At 48.5% G+C, this 19,807-nt stretch carries 18 protein-coding genes; 11 read left to right on the forward strand and 7 right to left on the reverse strand.

Going from position 1 to position 19,807, the window contains the following annotated elements; all coding sequences use genetic code 11:
* Window positions 1-108: 108 nt before the first annotated feature.
* The 5 genes from E1919_RS03575 (at window position 109) to E1919_RS03595 (ending at window position 4,913) form a co-directional block, all read left to right on the forward strand.
* Window positions 109-1,503: a bifunctional UDP-3-O-[3-hydroxymyristoyl] N-acetylglucosamine deacetylase/3-hydroxyacyl-ACP dehydratase gene (locus tag E1919_RS03575; RefSeq protein ID WP_162051962.1), complete on the forward strand. Its 1,395-nt coding sequence runs from the start codon at window positions 109-111 to the stop codon at window positions 1,501-1,503.
* Window positions 1,500-2,291, forward strand: a complete 792-nt coding sequence (gene lpxA / locus E1919_RS03580; RefSeq protein ID WP_162051963.1) for an acyl-ACP--UDP-N-acetylglucosamine O-acyltransferase — start codon at window positions 1,500-1,502, stop codon at window positions 2,289-2,291. Before E1919_RS03575 ends, lpxA begins: the two co-directional genes overlap by 4 nt.
* Entirely contained in the window at window positions 2,281-2,913 is a 633-nt protein-coding gene (locus tag E1919_RS03585; protein WP_162051964.1) for an ABC transporter ATP-binding protein, read from the forward strand. Before lpxA ends, E1919_RS03585 begins: the two co-directional genes overlap by 11 nt.
* A 196-nt stretch (window positions 2,914-3,109) precedes the next feature.
* Window positions 3,110-3,817, forward strand: coding sequence for a YebC/PmpR family DNA-binding transcriptional regulator (locus E1919_RS03590; RefSeq protein ID WP_162051965.1), 708 nt, complete (start codon window positions 3,110-3,112; stop codon window positions 3,815-3,817).
* 127 nt (window positions 3,818-3,944) lie between these two features.
* The gene (locus E1919_RS03595; protein ID WP_162051966.1) at window positions 3,945-4,913 is read left to right on the forward strand and encodes a calcium/sodium antiporter; all 969 of its coding nucleotides are present in this window, start codon (window positions 3,945-3,947) and stop codon (window positions 4,911-4,913) included.
* Window positions 4,914-5,054: 141 nt separating this feature from the next.
* Here E1919_RS03595 and E1919_RS03600 read toward each other — a convergent pair whose 3' ends face one another.
* On the reverse strand, window positions 5,055-6,335 hold the full coding sequence (locus tag E1919_RS03600) for an erythromycin esterase family protein (protein ID WP_162051967.1): 1,281 nt from the start codon (window positions 6,333-6,335) through the stop codon (window positions 5,055-5,057).
* A 146-nt stretch (window positions 6,336-6,481) separates the two neighbouring features.
* Window positions 6,482-7,213, reverse strand: coding sequence for a DUF4197 domain-containing protein (locus tag E1919_RS03605; RefSeq protein ID WP_162051968.1), 732 nt, complete (start codon window positions 7,211-7,213; stop codon window positions 6,482-6,484).
* Window positions 7,214-7,280: 67 nt separating this feature from the next.
* Between E1919_RS03605 and E1919_RS03610 the strand changes: the two genes are divergently transcribed.
* From E1919_RS03610 to E1919_RS03620, 3 genes are all read left to right on the forward strand, one after another.
* Window positions 7,281-8,540, forward strand: coding sequence for a competence/damage-inducible protein A (locus E1919_RS03610; RefSeq protein ID WP_162051969.1), 1,260 nt, complete (start codon window positions 7,281-7,283; stop codon window positions 8,538-8,540).
* Between the two features lie 147 nt (window positions 8,541-8,687).
* Window positions 8,688-10,052 carry a dihydrolipoamide acetyltransferase family protein gene (locus tag E1919_RS03615; protein ID WP_162051970.1) on the forward strand — a complete coding sequence of 455 codons (1,365 nt, stop codon included), beginning with the start codon at window positions 8,688-8,690 and terminating at the stop codon, window positions 10,050-10,052.
* 188 nt (window positions 10,053-10,240) lie between these two features.
* Window positions 10,241-10,756, forward strand: coding sequence for a CBS domain-containing protein (locus tag E1919_RS03620; protein WP_162051971.1), 516 nt, complete (start codon window positions 10,241-10,243; stop codon window positions 10,754-10,756).
* A 222-nt stretch (window positions 10,757-10,978) separates the two neighbouring features.
* On the opposite strand, the gene tal is transcribed toward E1919_RS03620, so the two are convergent.
* Together tal and E1919_RS03630 are read right to left on the reverse strand one after the other, a co-directional pair.
* Window positions 10,979-12,094 (reverse strand): transaldolase, encoded by a 1,116-nt coding sequence (gene tal / locus E1919_RS03625; RefSeq protein WP_162051972.1) that lies wholly within the window; start codon window positions 12,092-12,094, stop codon window positions 10,979-10,981.
* 232 nt (window positions 12,095-12,326) lie between these two features.
* Complete coding sequence (locus E1919_RS03630) at window positions 12,327-13,058, reverse strand: ROK family protein (RefSeq protein ID WP_162051973.1); 732 nt, start codon at window positions 13,056-13,058, stop codon at window positions 12,327-12,329.
* A 120-nt stretch (window positions 13,059-13,178) separates the two neighbouring features.
* On the opposite strand from E1919_RS03630, the gene E1919_RS03635 reads away from it, so the two are divergent.
* On the forward strand, window positions 13,179-13,790 hold the full coding sequence (locus E1919_RS03635; RefSeq protein ID WP_237143981.1) for a hypothetical protein: 612 nt from the start codon (window positions 13,179-13,181) through the stop codon (window positions 13,788-13,790).
* Between the two features lie 139 nt (window positions 13,791-13,929).
* Here the strand turns inward: E1919_RS03635 and E1919_RS03640 are convergent, their stop codons facing one another.
* On the reverse strand, window positions 13,930-16,563 hold the full coding sequence (locus E1919_RS03640) for a valine--tRNA ligase (RefSeq protein ID WP_162051974.1): 2,634 nt from the start codon (window positions 16,561-16,563) through the stop codon (window positions 13,930-13,932).
* 250 nt (window positions 16,564-16,813) lie between these two features.
* Complete coding sequence (locus E1919_RS03645) at window positions 16,814-17,164, reverse strand: 4Fe-4S dicluster domain-containing protein (RefSeq protein WP_115564494.1); 351 nt, start codon at window positions 17,162-17,164, stop codon at window positions 16,814-16,816.
* Between the two features lie 112 nt (window positions 17,165-17,276).
* Here E1919_RS03645 and E1919_RS03650 point away from each other — a divergent pair, with 112 nt between their 5' ends.
* Together E1919_RS03650 and E1919_RS03655 are read left to right on the forward strand one after the other, a co-directional pair.
* On the forward strand, window positions 17,277-18,287 hold the full coding sequence (locus tag E1919_RS03650) for an acyl-CoA reductase (protein WP_162051975.1): 1,011 nt from the start codon (window positions 17,277-17,279) through the stop codon (window positions 18,285-18,287).
* 84 nt (window positions 18,288-18,371) lie between these two features.
* Entirely contained in the window at window positions 18,372-18,671 is a 300-nt protein-coding gene (locus E1919_RS03655) for a hypothetical protein (protein ID WP_162051976.1), read from the forward strand.
* A 118-nt stretch (window positions 18,672-18,789) separates the two neighbouring features.
* Here E1919_RS03655 and E1919_RS03660 read toward each other — a convergent pair whose 3' ends face one another.
* Window positions 18,790-19,647 carry a nucleoside phosphorylase gene (locus tag E1919_RS03660; RefSeq protein ID WP_162051977.1) on the reverse strand — a complete coding sequence of 286 codons (858 nt, stop codon included), beginning with the start codon at window positions 19,645-19,647 and terminating at the stop codon, window positions 18,790-18,792.
* Window positions 19,648-19,807 lie beyond the last annotated feature (160 nt).

Below are 19,807 nucleotides of genomic sequence, written 5' to 3' on the forward strand. Positions count from 1 at the left end.
TGCAATGGCAAAAGATATTAATAGGCCCACCCTGCCTCCTAACAAGAGCAGCAAAAGGCTAGCGCTCTTGCTCTTATAGCAAGCACCTAACACGACTAAGATACGTGAATGAACGATAAACAGCATACTATTAACGCACCGGTAACTGTATCGGGCATTGGGCTGCACACAGGCGTGGTTTCCAACATGACCTTTAAGCCAGCACCTATTAACCATGGCTATAAGTTTCAGCGCATCGATCTGCCTGACCAACCGGTGGTAGACGCCGATGCCGACAATGTGGTAGACCTGTCGCGTGGCACTACCCTTGAGCAGAACGGCGCACGCATAAACACCGTGGAGCATACCCTTGCGGCACTGGTCGGCCTTCAGCTCGACAATGTACTGATAGAGCTAGACGGACCAGAGCCACCGATAATGGATGGTTCCTCTATTGAGTTTGTGAAGGCGCTGCTAAGTGTTGGGTTTCAGGAACAGAATGCTCTCCGTAATTACTTTGAAATACCCTCAGGTATCACCTACAAAGATGAAAGCCGGGGCGTAGAAATTGTTGCCTTGCCACTGGATGACTACCGCCTGACAGCAATGGTGGACTATAACTCCCCTGTTTTGGGCAGCCAGCACGCTTCCATCACAAACCTCTCCCAGTTTGAAGGGGAGATAGCGCCATGCCGCACGTTTGTATTCCTGCATGAACTGGAGGCACTGTATAAGCAGAACCTGATCAAGGGAGGTGATTTAGATAATGCCATTGTGATTGTGGATCGGGTAGTGAAGGATGAAGAGCTTTCTTACTTATCGGACTTGCTTAAAAAGCCAAAGGTGCAGGTAAAAGCAGAAGGGGTGCTCAACAACACCGACCTGCGCTTCAAAAACGAGCCAGCCCGCCACAAGCTACTCGACCTGATGGGCGACCTCGCTTTGATCGGCCGGCCAATTAAGGGCCAGATATTAGCGGCTCGCCCAGGCCATGCCGCCAACGTGGCTTTCGCTAAAAAGGTAAAGAAAATGATCCGCGAAGCGGCCATCAAGAACGTGCCTACTTACGACCCAAAGAAGAAGCCGGTAATGGATATCAACCAGATTGCGGCCACCTTGCCACACAGGTACCCGTTCCTGCTGATTGACAAAATCATACATTTAGACGAGACCACTGTTACAGGTGTGAAGAACATCACCATGAATGAGCCCTTCTTTCAGGGCCACTTCCCCGGAAATCCGGTGCTGCCAGGTATTATACAAATAGAGGCTATGGCACAGACCGGCGGTATTCTTGTTTTAAGTACAGTAGATAACCCGGAGGAATACTGGACATACTTTCTCGGAGTAGATAGGTGCCGCTTTAAGCGCAAAGTAATTCCGGGCGATACTATAATATTTAAATGTGAACTGCTGGCGCCTATAAAGCGCGGTATTGCCAAAATGTCTGGCCAGGCTTTCGTAGCCGGGCAGCTGGTAATGGAAGCTGAAATGTCGGCAAGCATAGTAAAAAAAGACGCATGAACCAGCCATTAGCATACATCCACCCAGAGGCTAAAATCGCGCAGAACGTAGTAGTAGAGCCTTTTTCAACTATCTACAAAAACGTTGAGATTGGCGAAGGCACCTGGATAGGCCCCAACGTAACTATTATGGAAGGCGCCCGCATCGGCAAAAATTGTAAAATTTTCCCGGGTGCGGTTATTTCCTCTGTTCCCCAAGACCTGAAGTTTGCCGGCGAAGACACGACCGCCGTTATCGGTGACAATACCGTAATCCGGGAATGTGTAACCGTTAGCCGGGGCACGATTGATAAAATGAAGACCGTAGTGGGCAGCAACTGCCTGGTAATGTCTTACGCCCATATTGCCCACGACTGCATTATTGGCAATAACTGTATCCTGGTGAATGCCGTGCAGCTAGGTGGGCACGTGGAGATGGGCGAATACGCCATCATCGGCGGCTCCAGTGCAGCACACCAATTCGTGAAGATTGGCGCACACGCCATGATTTCCGGCGGCTCTCTGGTGCGGAAAGATGTTCCTCCTTACGTGAAAGCAGCGCGCGAGCCGCTTACGTATGCAGGCATCAACTCGATTGGCCTGCGCCGCAGGGGCTTTAGCAGCGAGCAAATCAATGATATACAGCATGTGTACAGGCTCCTTTTTATGAGTGGCATGAACTATACTGAGGCGCTGGATAAGATTGAGCTAGAACTGGCACCTAGCAATGAGCGCGATGAGATACTGAACTTTGTGCGGAATTCGGGTCGCGGTATCATCAAGAGCTATTTTGCCAAAGATGCAAATTAACCTAAGCAAATTAGGTAAACGCTATAATTACGAGTGGATTTTCCGGAACCTGACTTATACATTTGAGTCGGGGAGCTCTTATGCCATACTGGGGCGTAACGGGTCCGGGAAATCCACTCTTCTTACAACCATTGCCGGGTACAACCTGCACAGCGAGGGAGAAATCACTTATACTTTAAAAGATAATAGGCTAGCCCCTGACCAGGCTTACCGGCAGCTGTCGCTTACAGCCCCTTACCTGGAACTGGTGGAGGAGTTTACGCTGCTGGAGATGCTCCAGTTCCACACCCACTTTAAGCCCCTGCGCCACCAGCTCTCCCACCTGGAACTCATAGACCGCCTGGAGCTGCAGAGAGCAAAAAACAAGTTTGTGAAGGATTTCTCCTCCGGCATGAAGCAGCGCCTGAAGTTAGGTCTGGCAATATACTCTGACACTCCCCTCCTGCTGTTAGACGAACCAACCACCAACCTCGATCAGGAAGGCGTCGCCTGGTACCAGGAGCATGTGTCACAGAACCAGGAGGGCCGCCTGATCATCGTAGCTTCCAACATTCAGCACGAGTACAGCTTCTGCCAACACCACCTCCGCATCTCGGACTATCACCCCGCTTCAAGAAAATGAGTTTATTGTTGATAATTGATTGTTTATTGTTAGCAGTATACCCATGTATGTATAGTATTTTAACAGAAGCGGCAGCCATCTGGCATTGTAACCATATAAGCTAATCATTAAACCAACATCCAACAATTAAGCAATCAAACAACTACCAATTTACGTGTAAGCTGCCTAACTTTGTAGTATACACTTAACTCATACCATGGGAAGAGCATTTGAATTCCGAAAAGCCCGAAAGTTTAAACGATGGGATAAAATGTCGAAGGCCTTTACGCGCCTCGGCAAAGAGATAGTAATGGCCGTGAAAGAAAGCGGTCCGAGCCCTGACACCAACTCACGCCTGCGCACGGCTATTCAGAACGCCAAAGGCGTGAACATGCCGAAAGACCGTATTGAGGCAGCTATTAAACGGGCTTCTTCTAAAGAAGAGAAAGATTATGAAGAAGTAGTATACGAAGGCTACGCCCCACATGGCATTGCTGTGGTAGTGGAGTGCGCCACCGATAACCTGAACCGTACCGTTGCGAACGTGCGCATGCATTTTTCAAAAGGAAACGGCACTTTAGGAAAGACCGGCTCCCTTGACTTTTTGTTTGAGCGCAAAGGCATCTTTAAAATCTCCGCAGAAGGCGTTGACCTGGAGGAACTGGAGCTGGAACTGATTGATTTTGGCGCCGAGGAGATATACGAGCATGAGGGGGAAATCATTATTGAAACACCTTTTACTGAATTCGGTAATATGCAGAAAGGGCTGGAGGAAAAAGGGCTGGAGGTAGTAAGTGCCGATGTGCAGCGCATCCCGACCACTAGAACCGAACTGACGGAGGAGCAGGAAGAAGAGGTGATGAACCTGATTGAGCGTTTCGAGGAAGACGACGACATACAGGCGGTTTACCACAACATGCAATAATCCTGCGTACATCAGCATCAATGGCTGCTCAAAGCTTCAGAGGCTATGAGCAGCCATCTTTTTTTAACCTTCGTCTGAATACTTGCCATCAAGTAGCAAGAAAACAGACAAACACGTCTCCCCATTCATGTTTTTATACTTCTTATTTGTAATAGGCTTCTTCTTGCTCATAAAAGGTGCCGATGTGCTGGTCAAAGGTTCCACCTCTATTGCCAAGCGCTTCGGTCTTTCAGATATGATAGTTGGGCTTACGATTGTCTCCTTTGGCACTTCACTCCCGGAGCTCATCATCAACGTGCTGTCGAGTTTACAGGGGCAGTCGGAGCTGGCAATCGGGAACGTGTTTGGCAGTAATGTAGCAAACCTGCTGCTTATACTAGGAGTAACAGCTATTATCTGCCCCTTACCTATCAGGCGTAACACCATCCTTACCGAAATTCCCTTTTCGCTGATAGCTACCCTGCTGGTTGGTTTTCTTGCCAATGCCACGCTGCTGAATAAGACGGACGAACTATATATCAGCCGGCTGGATGGCGCCATTCTACTCTTCTTCTTCGTGCTGTTTATGGTCTACATCTACAACATTGCCAAGACAAACAAAGATGAGGTGATACCGCATGCCGAGGGCGATGCCCCGCTTCTGTCGGTAAAGAAATCGGTGCTGCTTATACTGCTGGGAGTTGTTGGATTATTTCTGGGGGGAAAATGGGTGGTGGACGGAGCAGTGCACATCGCGCAGTCGTTTGGGCTGAGCGAGTCATTTATCGGACTTACAGTAGTAGCCATCGGCACTTCCTTGCCTGAACTCGTTACCTCTGCCATGGCTGCTTTCCGCCGCAACATCGACATAGCAGTAGGCAACGTGGTGGGTTCGAATATCTTTAACCTCGTCTGGATTTTAGGCATCAGTGCCCTCATCAATCCCCTGCCTTTTGATGTGGTGAGCAACTCTGATATCGTGATGATGATTTTTGCCAGCACATTGCTTATTGTGGCAATGCCCATCGGCAAAAGAAACGCCATCGACCGCTGGAACGGCGTCTTTTTCCTGATAGTCTACGTCAGCTATATTACTTTTCTGGTAATGAGAGGATGATTAATTTAGAATTATTAATGAAAAGTTCTCATGCAATTAATATAATTCTACACAAACCCAGAAAGTATCTTTTTCTCATTCACCTATCCTCATTCCGATTCATGATTCTAAATTCATCATTCATAATGGAAAGCTGCGCGCTCAGTAGTTCCATGGATAGAGGTCAGGTTCTTTGGCGCCGCGTGACTTCATGCGTAGTGGGTGAACGGCTTCTGTTTCGTCAAAGTAAATAAAAGCATCATAGCGTTCCGGGATAACGGTGGGCACATAGTTGCCAAACGCTTCATACTTTGGCTCATAAACTACTCCTATGGCTCTGTGCCCGATGCGCTGCTGTAGCTCCGGCACGTAGCGCATGTCACTGGAGATAATAATCTTATCGTCGGTGCTCATGCGGTGAAGCATGTCTTCCCAACTGCCTTCCACAGCTGGCGGCACGTCCATTTTCTGCATCGGGGCACCCCAGGCCTTTCCCGCAATTACGGTGCCCTGGTAGGTTCCGAAGCCTACCAGCTTCACCTGATCCCGGCCATATCGCTCACGGGCCAGCTGCCCAATGTTAAACATCCCATCATCCGCCATATCTGTATAGCTGGCATCACCTATGTGCGTGTTATGCTCCCAGACAATAGCTTTCGACTCCGGCCCATGAAACTCAAGTAGACGTTCCAATGTTTTCATCATATGGCTATCGCGCACGTTCCAGGATTCCCCGCCTCCCCGCATCATAGCCCGGTAATACTTCTCTGCATTTACCGCCACCAGCGCATTCTGCTTTGTGTTGAACTCGCCTTCTGGATCCTCGGAGTAGACTCTCCGCGACTGTACCCGCTGAAGCATCTCAATTACTTCATTTTCACAGTCTGTGGGTACAAAAGCAGTAGCTCGCGCATACTCCTGCGGGTCGCGTTTGAAAGGCTCAAAACAATTAATAGCGTTACGGGCAGCTTCTGCAGCTTGTCCGTCGGTGCTTTCCAGGTAATTCACGATCTGGTCCAGTGACTCCCATAGGCTATACACATCCAGACCATAGAAACCGGCTTTCTCTTTGCCGCTTTTCAGATGATTATGATCGCGTAGCCACTCTACCAAAGCCGCTACTTCCCAGTTGGCCCACATCCAGGTTGGCCAGCGCCTGTAAACCTGCAGCACATCGGCAATTTTGCTACCCGCATTAGGGTAAGCTTTTATAAGCCGGTTTACCGCGTAACACTCCGGCCAGTCGCCTTCCACGGCTACAAAGCTGAAGCCTTTTTCCTGTATCAGCCTTCTTGAGATGGCGGTGCGCCAAGTGTAGTATTCAGAGGTGCCGTGGGAGGCTTCCCCCAGCATCACTACCCGGGCAGCTCCTATCTCCTCCATCAACACATCTAAGTCCTTCTCTTTTGTGAGTTTCGTATAATTGAATCGTCTGTCTTCCATTTTATGTCCGCTTTAAGGGGCGCTGTGCCTGCTTTTTGCAGCTTGCTGTATTGTACTTTCGTTCAGAGGTTTATGTTCCACAAAAAAAATCACCCGCCCTACTTATATGTAGAGCGGGTGATTTCACAGGACCATATATATTTGGCCTACGATTGGTTTTCTTTCGCAAACACCCTGCGTAGCAGTTCGGTGGTGCGGGCAACCGGGTTTTCACGTATCTCCGCCTCTTCCTGCGCAATCATCACAAAAAGTCCGTCAATGGCCTTTTGAGTCGCGTAATCATCCAAGTCAGGGTTCACCTTCTGTGTCAGAGGAATCTTGTTATACTGGTTCACAATATCAGTGTAATACCTGGTAGCGTTGGTCTTCTCCAGCGAGGTTACCATGATCGGGTTGAATGTATTGTACAACTGCTGTGAGGTGGTGCGCTTCAGGTATTGAGTGGCCGCATCTTTATCGCCCCGCAGAATAGCCCAGGCATCCGCAATGGTCAGTTGCTTAATGGCGTTCACAAAAATAGGCACTGCACTTTTGGCAGCATCTTCAGCGCCACGATTCAGCTGAAGTATAAATTTATCTACTTCGTTACCCAAGCCTACCTGGCGCAACGTATTCTCTACACGCTGCACATCCTCCGGAAAAGGAATCCGGATAAGTGGATTTCTGTAGTAGCCGTCTGTTTGAGAAGCCTGGTTAGAACCTTTTCTGATTCCTACTTCCAGCGCCTGCTTCAGGCCTGAGGCAACTTCAGATTGAGTGACAGGAGCACCCGCTGTGCCGGCCAACACGCCGTCCATAGTGCGTTGAACATCCGCCACGGTGCAGGCAGAGGCCCCCAGGGTGAGGGCGAAAAGAGAAGTGTAGAGTAGTTTTTTCATATCAACAGAACATCTTTAACTTAAAACGGTTTTCCAAACTTAAACATAAATCAGACCAAAAATATATATGAAAGCAGTTATTGCTGAAATCATCACCATAGGCGACGAGATTCTGTACGGCCAGATTGTGGATACCAATTCTGCCTGGATGGGGACAGAGCTTACAAAGATAGGGGTACGGGTAAAGCAGATTACCTCCATCTCCGACAGCGCTGACCATATTGTAAAGGCCCTGGACGATGCCAGAACAAGAGCAGACATTATCCTGATAACCGGCGGCCTCGGCCCCACCAAAGACGACCTGACCAAGCACGTGCTGGCAGAGTATTTTAATACCACCTTAAAGTTGCATGAACCATCGCTGGATGATATTGCAGAAATCTTTAAAAAAAGGGGCATTGAAGTAACAGAGCTGAACCGGCAGCAGGCATTTCTGCCCGAGGCCTGTACAGCTGTCCGGAATGTGCTGGGCACTGCACCGGGCATGTGGTTTGAGCAGGAGGGTAAAGTGTTTGTATCGATGCCGGGGGTGCCGTTTGAGATGAAGCGCATGATGACGGACATTGTGCTGCCCCAGTTGAAAACCTATTATAAAACACCTGAAATCATACATAAAGTAGTACAGACCGTGGGCATGCCAGAATCTATACTGGCAGACAGGTTAGAAGCATGGGAAACCAACCTGCCGGAGCACCTGAAGTTGGCTTACCTCCCGAACCTGGGAGGCGTTCGCCTGCGCCTGACAGGCACCGGCAGCGATGCTACAAAGCTTGAGCAGGAACTGCAGGCGGAAGTGGAAAAGCTGCCGCACATTATCCCGAACCACATTTTCGCATTTGGAGAGGTGAAGTTAGAAGAAGCCATTGGGCAGCTGTTAAAAGAACGGGGGCTGACGATTGCCACCGCCGAAAGCTGCACTGGCGGATACCTGGCGCACAAAATCACGAGCATCAGCGGCAGCTCTGCTTATTACCAGGGTAGTGTAATCGCCTACCACAACGAGGTAAAAACAAGAGAGCTAAACGTGAATCAGGAAACCCTGCAGCAGCATGGCGCCGTAAGTGAAGCCACAGTGAGGGAGATGGCAGAAAACGTGCGCCAAAAGTTCAGTACTGATATTGGTGTAGCTACCAGCGGCATCACCGGACCTGACGGAGGCACAGCAGAAAAGCCGATAGGCACCATCTGGATTGCCTATGCCGATAAGGACAGAACAGTGGCAAGGCTGTTGAACTATAACAAAGACAGGCTGCTCAACATTGAGTATACTGCCACGGCTGTATTGAACCTGGTACGCCAAAGTTTGACGGCCGCCGTTGAGGAATAGGCTAAATTTCATAACTTTGTCCGGGTATTGAGCGAAAAGATATGTTAAAAAAAGTGAAGACTCACTCTTTTTAACTTAAAAGCCTTTGTTGCTGTATTTTATGCTTTATGCCCACTAACAGATAACGCACAACGAATAACGACAAATATGGCACTTGTAGAAATGGTTATGCCCAAGATGGGCGAGAGTATCATGGAAGGTACCGTTCTGAAATGGCTTAAAAGCGTGGGTGACACCATTGAGCAGGATGAATCGGTGCTGGAAGTAGCTACAGATAAAGTGGACACCGAGGTACCGGCCTTAGAGGCTGGCGTACTGAAAGAAATTCTGGTACAGGAAGGAGATGTAGTAGCCGTTGGTGCTCCTATAGCCATTATCTCCACTAACGGAGAGGACACTGGCTCTTCTGATCCTGCTACCACTGAAGCCCCTGCTACTGCTACTGAGGAGGAGATTCCACAGCAAACCGTTGCTGCTTCTGCACAAACTGAAAGTGCTGTAGCAAAACTAGACCAGCCTGCATCGGGCCGCTTTTATTCTCCGCTGGTACTGAATATAGCTCGCGAAGAAGGCATTTCTATGCAGGAGCTGGAGTATATTCCGGGTACAGGCAAAGAAGGGCGGGTATCTAAAAAAGACATCATGGCGTACGTAGATAATCGTTCCGAAGCGCCACAGCAAGCCACCGAACAGGTTAACAATGCCCCTCAGCAAGCGCAGACACACGCTCCTGCAGCACCAAAACCTGCCGCAGCACCACAGCCTCAGGCGGCTTCCGTGAAGCCCGCTGCCTCCTACAGCGGAAACGTGGAGATAATAGAAATGGACCGCATGCGCAAGATGATTGCCGACCGCATGGTGGAAAGCAAGCAGACTTCCCCGCACGTTACCTCTTTTGTGGAAGCCGATGTAACCAACATTGTAAACTGGCGCAACAAGTGGAAGAATGAGTATAAAAAACGTGAAGGCGAAAACCTGACGTTCACCCCCATCATGATCGAGGCGGTGGTGAAGGCAATTAAAGACTTCCCTATGATCAATGTGTCAGTAGACGGAAATAGAATTATCCGCCACAAGGACATCAACGTTGGTATGGCAGTAGCGTTGCCAAGTGGTAACCTGATCGTGCCAAACATCAAGAATGCAGACCAGATGAACCTCAACGGCCTGACGAAGAAGGTGAATGACCTGGCAAACCGTGGCCGCATCAACAAACTGACGCCAGACGATTTGTCGGGCGGCACTTATACGGTGTCTAATGTAGGTTCTTTCGGAAACGTAATGGGCACGCCAATCATCATGCAGCCGCAAGTAGCCATTATGGCCCTGGGTGCAATCACGAAGAAGCCAGCCGTTATTGAAACACCGCAAGGTGATTTGATCGGTATCCGCCATTTCATGTTCCTGTCGCACTCCTACGACCACCGCGTGGTAGACGGTTCGCTGGGAGGCATGTTCGTACGCCGTGTTGCTGATTACCTGGAGAACTTCGACGTGGATCAGACGATCTAGTTGAGACAAAAGATATATCGACAAAGAGTAAAGGACTTCTGACATAAGCTTAACCGCCTGCCTCCGCAAAGAGGCAGGCGGTTTTGTTTTCCAGGCAAAAGCAAAATTCAGCACCACTACACCCTACAGTGTGTACATTTGCCTATCTTCACAACTCAAACTATTGAGCAGCATTTTACATCAAATACATGAAAGCTATTCTTCCCTGGATATTAATAGCCGTTTTCCTGTTTCTGGCCATACATTTTTACTGGCAGAAGAATGAAGCTGAAAGCCGCTTAGCCATCGCCGATAATCAGCTGGAAGAAGTTGATTCAGAACTGGAGCAGAAGGCTCAGGCTATGGACTCTTTAGAAGATTATATGCTACCTCCTGACACCATGGGAATGGTGCCTCCGGGCGGTGCTGCTTTTGTGGATGAATTGGGCACGCTGAGCGAATCTGATGTCCGGCGGCTAAAGCAAAAAGGACTTGAAAACCCCGAAACAGACCTCATGAACGACCTGCAGCGTAAGCAGCGCCAACTAATCTCTGCAGAAGGCACTTTAGGCGGTACCATGGCTATCCGCGATACCCGTATCCTGAACGACCGCTATGCCATGGCCTACTATGAAGACGGACACACCGGCGGGTACATGATTTTGAAATATACTGTTAACAACGGCAACATCAACTGGACAGTAGTAGATAACTCTCGCTTGTAATCCTGTTGTGGCTGCGGAAAGCATATATTAAAAAAAATGTCATTTCGAACGCAGTGAGAAATCTGAAATATTCCGGGGCCATGAAATAACCCAGATTTCTCACTGCGTTCGAAATGACAAAAAAGCATTTTATAATACCCTGCACAATCACTCAAAATAAACTACCTGTTAAGGCAGTATTATCATTGGGTAACTTCAACTGCTTCTTATTTGCAACTACTGTCAGGAGTTGCCTGAAGCCAGTGCTTTTTTCTTTTGCTGTCCTATCGCATCAAGCAGCTTATCGTAAGGCTGGTTAAACTTCTCAATTCCTTCTTCCTCCAGCTTCTGCGTCATCTCATCCAGATCAATTCCGGCTTCTTTTAACTGCGATAAAGTGTTGGAAGCTTTGCCCAGACCATCTTCCAGCGTGTTCTCCGCCTGCCCATGATCACGGAACGCTTCCAAGGTTTCCATCGGCACAGTGTTTACTGTGTTAGGTCCTATCAGTGCTTCTACATACTTGGTGTCAGGGAAATCAGGGTTTTTGCTACTGGTGCTGGCCCATAGCAGGCGTTGCGGTTTCGCCCCATCAATTTCCAACTTTTTAAAGCGATCGCTGCTGAAAACTCTCTTATAGATTTCATAAGCCTTTTTGGCGGAAGCAATCGCTACTTCACCGTATAGCTGGTCCAGTCCTTTTTCTTTCAGCACCGGGTCGACCATCACATCAATGCGGCTCAGGAAGAAGCTTGCCACCGAAGCGATATGATCAATCGGCTTATTGGTTCTCACGCGGTCCTCTAATCCGGAGATGTAGGCGTTCGCCACAGTTTCGTAGCGATCCAGGCTGAAAAGCAGGGTGACGTTGATATTTATACCTTCGCTGATGCAGGTACGGATCGCAGCCAGGCCTTCTGCCGTACCGGGTATCTTGATCATCACATTCTTCCGGTCAACAGCCTTCCATAGCTCCCGCGCCTGACTGATAGTTCCTTCTGTGTCACGGGCCAGGTGCGGCGACACTTCTAAGCTGATGTAGCCGTCGGCTCCCTTCACTTCTTCCTCATACACTGGTTTGAACAGATCTGCTGCACGCTTGATGTCACGCACTGCCAGGCCGTAAAAAATGTCTTCGTTGCTCATTTCCTGCCGGCTCAGCTCTTTTATATCCGCATCGTAGTCGGAGCTGCTGCTGATGGCTTTTTCGAAAATGGCCGGATTAGAGGTAACCCCCCGTACGCCATCCTCGTCAATCAGCTTCTGCAGATCACCGGTATCCATTATTTTACGATCTATGAAGTCAAGCCATATACTTTGCTTGAAATCATGGATTCGCTTTACATTATTCTTTTCCATAGTTTGATATTTTAGTTGATTTAAATTCGATATGCTTTCTGCGTCTGCGAACTGTGCTTGTATGAAAACAGAAATCAGTTCTTCAGCAGCTTTTAACTCATTACGTTACTTCAAGTCATGTCAACACCTTTACGTACTAGTGCATCAAAAAAATGGTTTTGACCACTCTTTCTGTTTCTGCCTTTTGTTCGCATTATTGGAGAGTATGACTGTACCAGTAAGATCTTTTAGTTTAATTAGCTGATATAACAAATTCGTCCTGCCATAGCATGGCCCCTCCTTTAATACCATCTACATTGGTTACAACCGTGATATTCTCATCAAGCTTGAAGGTAATCTCATCGGCATTTCCCCCGCTGATGTATAGATGGTCGTAGTTGAAAACAGTTTGCAGGATTTGCAGCACATGCTGCATCCGGGTATTCCACTTTTCTAACCCGGCTTTTTTCTTCGCTTTGTCACCAATGTACTGGTCATAGTCTTTGCTCTTGGTTACAGGATGGTGGGCTAGCTCAAGATGGGGCAACAGATAGCCGTTATGTAGCAAAGCAGTACCAAAGCCAGTTCCTAAGGTAATTACTACTTCCAGCCCTTTTCCACCCACTACCCCCAGGCCCTGCAGGTCAGCATCATTTACCACTCTAACCGGTCTCTCAAGCAAGCTTATCAATTGCTGGCGCAGGTCGAATCCCCTCCAGCTGTCTGTGCCCAAATTCGGGGCAGTCATCACAATGCCATCTTTCACGTACCCCGGAAATCCAACCGATACCCGATCATAATCAGAGAATTCCTTTACCAGATTTTTGATAGCATCCATTACGTTTTCCGGTGATGCCGGTGAAGGGGTGTTCGTTTTAATGTAGCTTGTTTGAAGTTGCCCTGCCTGGTTAAGAACAGTTGCTTTGATGCGCGAGCCACCAATATCAATAGTTAAAATGCTGAGTTCGCTTATAATTTCTTTCATAAAATTACTTACGGGAAGAGCAAAGTAAGGATAAATATAATGCCACTTATAGCCACAGCACAACCGCTTTAAGCCAGAAATAACAATAGGCATAACATTTGAGTAGTAGAAGCAAACACTATGGCTATGTTAAATCTTTTATTTCTCCTGTTTCCGCTTTTATTTACCTATATGCTAACGCTTGCGCCAACCCTGCGCTTGCAGCAGGACCTTGAACAGGACCTAGACCAGCTCATGAAGGACAGCCGCTACTTTATCAGCGACAACAGCACTCTAACTCCATCGGTACAGACAGTGGCCAATGACCTGCAACTTTTCCATCTTGCTGCCAGCCTCGATCTTTCAAAAGCGACCTATAGCGGCAATACCATTGGGAAGCACCAGGTGGATGTATGGCAATTCGCCGAAGGAGATGTAAAAAGCATCTATCAGATTGAAAGCCGCATACAGCTGGACACCGTTGTAACGCAGCGCTACCTCGACAACCGCTCGCCCACGCAGCAGCGCATCGCTAACGGCTTCACCTTCAGGAGCTATGCTATTTCAACAGCCTCTACCCCACTTAAATTTTATTACCTGACGGAGGAAGACCAGGGACTGCTGTCTTACCATCTGGGGGATAAACAGGTAAAGATAACGTATGCCGCCACTAAAGAAGGCCTTGCTGATGTGCTGCCGGGGTATAGAAAAGAAATAAATCAGTTGCTGACAACGCACCTGAAGTCAGAGTGAGATAACCCGTAAAATATAGCAGCCTCAAAACTGCGAAACGATGTAAACAGCAACGGCCGCTCCCTGACAGAGAGCGGCCGTTGCTGTTTTATATGTCTAAACCTTCAGCTTTTAGTATCCTTGTACTTTAACACAAGGATTATAATGCTGCCAGGCTTTGCTCAATGGCACTTATCCTGGCTTCAGCGTCAGCTTTTTTCTTGCGCTCGCCTGCAATCACAGCCTCCGGGGCACCGTTTACAAAACGTTCGTTACTCAGCTTTTTATCCACTGAATTGAGGAAACCTTTGGTATACTCCAGCTCTTTTGTCAGGCGCTCGTGCTCAGCGGCCACGTCGATGCTGCCTTCCATCGGAATGAAGAACTCGTCGCTGCCCACAATAAAGCTGATAGCACCCTCCAAAGGTTCTTCTACAAACTTAATCTCGTTGAGATTAGCCAGTTTGCGCAGGATGACCATGAAGGCACTATAGCTTTCCTGGTTCGCCACTTTCATGTATAGATCCAGCTGCTTGTTGTTTGGGATATTTTTGGAGTTGCGAATGTTGCGAACTGCACCTACTACATGCAGCACGTTATCCATTTTCGGAATAATATCCTTGTCGAACTTATTCTTCTTTGGCCAAGCTGCCACAATCAGGTACTCCTTCTTCTTACGCTCCTTCAGTTCATGCCAGATCTCTTCACTGATGAATGGCATGAAGGGGTGCAGCACCTTCAGTATGCTTTCCAGCAGCTTCACCGTCGCATCTATCGTTTGCTTGTCGATGGGCTGTTGGTAGGCAGGCTTTATCATCTCCAGGTAATTCGAGCAGAAATCATCCCACACCAGCTTGTATACCGCCAGCAGTGCATCTGAAATACGGAACTTGCTGAAGTGATCCTCTATCTGCACAAAAGCCTCATTAAACCGGGACTCAAACCAGTTGATAGCCGTTTCGTTCGGGCAAGGCAGGCTTTCATCTACCTCCCAGCCTTTGATGAGCCGGAAGGCATTCCAGATTTTGTTCGTGAAGTTACGCCCCTGCTCTACCAGCTTCTCATCGTACAGCAAGTCGTTACCCGCTGGTGAACTGAATAACATACCGGCACGCACACCGTCGGCGCCAAACTGCTCCATCAAATCCAGCGGATCGGGGGAGTTACCCAGCGACTTTGACATTTTACGGCCCTGCGCATCCCGCACAATGCCTGTCAGGTACACGTTCTTGAACGGCATCTCCTTGCGGAACTCATAACCGGCCATGATCATACGCGCCACCCAGAAGAAGAGAATCTCCGGAGCCGTTACCAGGTCGTTTGTTGGATAGTAGTACAGGATATCCTTATTATCCGGGTCTTTGAAGCCGTCAAAGACAGAGATTGGCCACAGCCACGACGAAAACCATGTGTCCAGCACATCCTCATCCTGGCGCAGGTCAGAGGCCTGCAACTTGTCATTCCCGCTTTCTTTGCGGGCAAGTACTAAAGCCTCTTCAGCCGTAGTAGCCACCACGTGCGTTCCGTCCGGCAGGTAGAAGGCCGGAATGCGCTGGCCCCACCACAGTTGGCGCGAAATACACCAGTCGCGGATGCCTTCCATCCAGGAGCGGTACATGTTCTTGAACTTCGGCGGGTGCAGGCGAATATCATCGTTCATTACCGCCTCCAGCGCCGGCTTCGCCATAGCGTCCATTTTGCAGAACCACTGCATGGACAGGCGCGGCTCAATCACGGCACCCGTACGCTCCGATGTCTGAAGCACGCTCTGGTATTCTTCTATCTTTACCAGCAGATCAGCTTCCTGCAAGTCTTTCACAATGTTCCGGCGGGCGGCAAACCGATCCTGGCCCACATACAGCTGCGCCTGCTCGTTTAGTGTTCCATCGTTGTTCAGTATGTCGATGGTCGGCAGTCGGTGCTTCTGCCCCAGTTCATAGTCGTTCAGGTCGTGAGCCGGTGTTACCTTTAAGGCGCCGGTACCAAAATCAATCGACACGTACTCATCCAGGATAACCGGAATCTCTTTGCCCAAAAGTGGAATGCGTACACTTTTGCCGTGCAGGTGCGTGTAGCGCTTATCATTCGGGTTAACAGCCACAGCCACATCGGCCATAATTGTTTCTGGTCGGGATGTGGCAACTGTTATATAGGTCGGTTCTGAGGTTGCACCATCTACCACCTCGTACTGCAGGTGGTACATTTTAGCCATAGTGTCTTTCGGAACCACTTCTTCATCAGACAGCGCAGTGCCTCCCTGCGGGTCCCAGTTTACCATGCGTACGCCGCGATATATCAGGCCTTTGCGGTACAGGTCCACAAACACTTCTGTTACGGCAGCGCTCATGTCGTCTTCCATCGTGAAACGGGTGCGGTCCCAGTCGCAGGAAGCGCCCAGTTTCTTCAGCTGGTCCAGGATAATGCCGCCATACTTCTCTTTCCACTCCCAAGCGTAGGTCAGAAACTCCTCCCGTGTAAGGTCTTTTTTGCTGATGCCGCGTTCTTTCAACATGGCTACCACCTTGGCCTCTGTGGCAATGGAAGCGTGGTCAGTACCCGGTACCCAGCAGGCCTCTTTACCCTGCATACGTGCGCGCCGTATCAGCACATCCTGTATGGTGTTGTTGAGCATGTGGCCCATGTGCAGCACGCCGGTTACGTTTGGCGGCGGAATCACGATAGTATAAGGCTCTTTATTGGGATTAGGCTCAGAGTGGAAGAAGCCGTGCTGCATCCAGCTGTCGTACCACTTCTGCTCTATTTCTTTGGGGTTATATTTCGTTGAAATCGACATCGTATACTGTTTTCCTGTGAATTGGGAACACAAAATTAGGAAATTTGTGTCAATTGTTGCCTGTCTGAATCAGGATTTACAGGATTTGGAGAATACACAGGATTTATTTGTCAGAACTGTTGACAGATGTTAATTTATTTCATTGATGAGATTTTAGCTCCGGTTCATCTCTCTCATCCTGTAAATCCTGATTCAGACAACAAAAAAAGCCTGCCGGGAGAGGCAGGCTTTCAGCTTTAGCAGCTAAAATTTAGGCCACCTGGTGCAGCCAGTCTTTTTTAGCCAACAGTTCCTCCTCTGTCTCGCGGTAGTCCGGGTCATCGACGCAGCAATCCACAGGGCACACGGCAGCGCACTGCGGCTCCTCATGGAAGCCCATACACTCCGTACACTTATCTGAAACGATGTAGTAGAACTCATCTGAAATAGGTTGTTGCGGTGCATCACCCGGAATGACTTCTCCTCCATCAATCTCCACCTCTTTCAGTTCGGTACCGCCGCCCCATGTCCAGTCCATGCCACCTTCGTAGATGGCAGTGTTTGGGCATTCGGGCTCGCAGGCGCCGCAGTTTATGCACTCATCGGTTATCATTATCGCCATAGTCGTATCTCCTGTATATTTTCTTTACTTTTGTATTTCCTAGTCTATTCAACAACAAAATTAGGAACATTAAGTATTCCTATCAAATAAATTTTCAACGCACGTATTTGCCATGACTTTAGAGAACAGGATTGAAGCTTTCGTAGAACTTGGGAAACAGCTGCGAAAATTGTCGTCGGAAGACCGGCAAGAGTGGTCTCAGGCAGCTATGTCACGCAACAACTGGTTCACCGAAGAGAATGTCTCCTGTGCCTTAAACGGCATTATACAGATGCTGGAGGAACAGTACCTCCGTGAATGGCTTTACCCTTACCACCTTAAACAGGTTAAACCTAAAAAGGTTGGCGTGGTGATGGCAGGCAACATTCCGATGGTGGGCTTCCACGATTTTCTGTCGGTGCTGCTGAGCGGGCATTTTCTCCTCGCGAAACTAAGTTCAGGTGACGAACTGCTTATGAAACGGCTCGCCAACATGCTGGTAGGCATCGAACCCGCTTTTGCCAACCAGTTTGAATTTGTTGATATGCTGAAGGAAGCTGATGCCATCATAGCCACTGGCTCTGATAACACTGCCCGTTACTTTGAGTACTACTTTACAAAGCGTCCGCACATTATCCGCAAAAACCGCAGCAGCATCGGCGTGCTCACCGGCCACGAAGAAAAAGACGACCTGCAGGCGCTGGGAGAAGATGTGTTCCGCTACTATGGTCTCGGCTGCCGCAATGTTTCCAAAGTATTTGTGCCGGAGGGATATACTTTTGATAAGTTTTTCGAAGCAAACGCTCACCGGGTTAGCCTGCTGGACCACCACAAATACCATAACAACTACGACTACAACAAGTCTATCCTGCTGATAAACCGTGTGCCGCACTTTGATAATGGCTTTATGCTGGTACAAAAGAGCGAGGCATTGGTGTCTCCTATTTGCGTGCTTTTCTACGACACCTTCAGCTCATTGAAGGACCTGCGGCAGAAGCTAAAGGTAATAAAAGATAAAACGCAGGTAGTTGCGTCGGCACATGGCTGGCTGGAGGGCAGCATCCCATTTGGCGAAGCACAGCGGCCGATGGTTTGGGATTATGCAGATGGCGTGGATACGCTGGCTTTTTTGCAGAAACTGTAAAAAACACACTTTACCCTTTACTATTACTCATAAAAAACATATATTAGTTGAGTGTTTAATCACTTCAAACAACTTAACAAATATATGAACACCATGACAAACCCGATTCCACTGGTAGAGAAAGAACAACTACCTTCTTTTAGTTTTGCGCAGGAAGATGTGCTCGCTGACTTGGCAGCACGCAATAAGCGCCGGTGGGATTTAAGCAGAGCGACCTCTCTTGGTAACGCATACCGCGGGAAAGTTGAGATTACCTTTCAAACCGCTGATGGAGAGAAGAAGAGAGTGGACACCACCGTTTGGACTGTAGATGATCAGTTTATGGTACTGAAAGCGGGTAGATATATCCCGATTAATTCAGTTTTAGGAGTGGAGTTTTTTTAATAACCTCATCAATTTAGGAGAATCTTACAAAGCATGGTAGGCTTCTAATAAAGCAGATAGCCCCGGCAACACAATTGCCGGGGCTATCTGCTTTATTAGAAGCCTACAAGTTTATTTGCTACACCCTCTCCAGCACTTTCACAATCAAATCATCAATGACCTCATCTGCATTAGCAGCAAAAGTATGTGCTACACGGTTGGCCACCATCGCATTCAACGACAGCACCTCGTGCCCCAGCAGGCGCCCCATACTGTAATAGCCGGCAGTTTCCATTTCGAAGTTTGTAAACTTAAAGTTGTTTAATCGGAAGTCATGGTAGCGCTGCAGCAGGTTAGGGTTGCTCAAACCAGCACGGAGCACGCGGCCCTGCGGCGCATAAAAACCAGGGCAGGTAAGCGTGTTTCCGGAAATCATATCATAGGCCACTTTCTTAATCAGCATTTGAGAGCCGGTTACGCAATAAGGCCTGAAGCCTATTCCAAGCGCTTCCTGCAGTGCCTTCACAAGCGTTAGTTCTTCTTCACTTTGCTCCAGCTGGTAAAACTCCATCAGCGTATCTAATCCTACTGCGGTGTGAGAAGCCAGGTGGCTTCCCAGCGGTACCGTTTCCTGCAAGGCACCAGAGGTACCGACTCGGATAATATTCAGTTTAATCTTCTCCTCATTAGGTTCCCGCGACTGGAAATCGATGTTAACCAGCGCATCCAGTTCATTCATCAGGATGTCAATATTGTCGGTACCCATACCCGTAGAAATAACCGTCAGACGTTTACCTTTGTAGTAGCCCGTGTGCGTCACAAATTCACGTTTCGCAATGGCCACCTCTATCTCATCAAAATACTTGCTGACTTTGGCCACGCGCTCAGGGTCACCGACCGTGATGATGGTGTCTGAAATATGTTCCGGCAAAAGGTTCAGGTGATAGATGGTGCCGTCGGGGTTTATAATCAACTCTGATTCTGGAATTGCAGCCATAATTTAATTTATCAGGACAAAAGACATTTGACTTAAGACAAAGGACTTAAAAAATAAACTTAATAATACCTGCCTTCGGAGCTATATTATATGTCTTAGGTGTTTTTTTTACAAAGGTATAAGAAAGCGAAAGAGCGTGGGCTTTTTTGCCACACGCTCC

The organism is Pontibacter pamirensis (genome assembly GCF_010015475.1).
GTDB lineage: Bacteria > Bacteroidota > Bacteroidia > Cytophagales > Hymenobacteraceae > Pontibacter > Pontibacter pamirensis.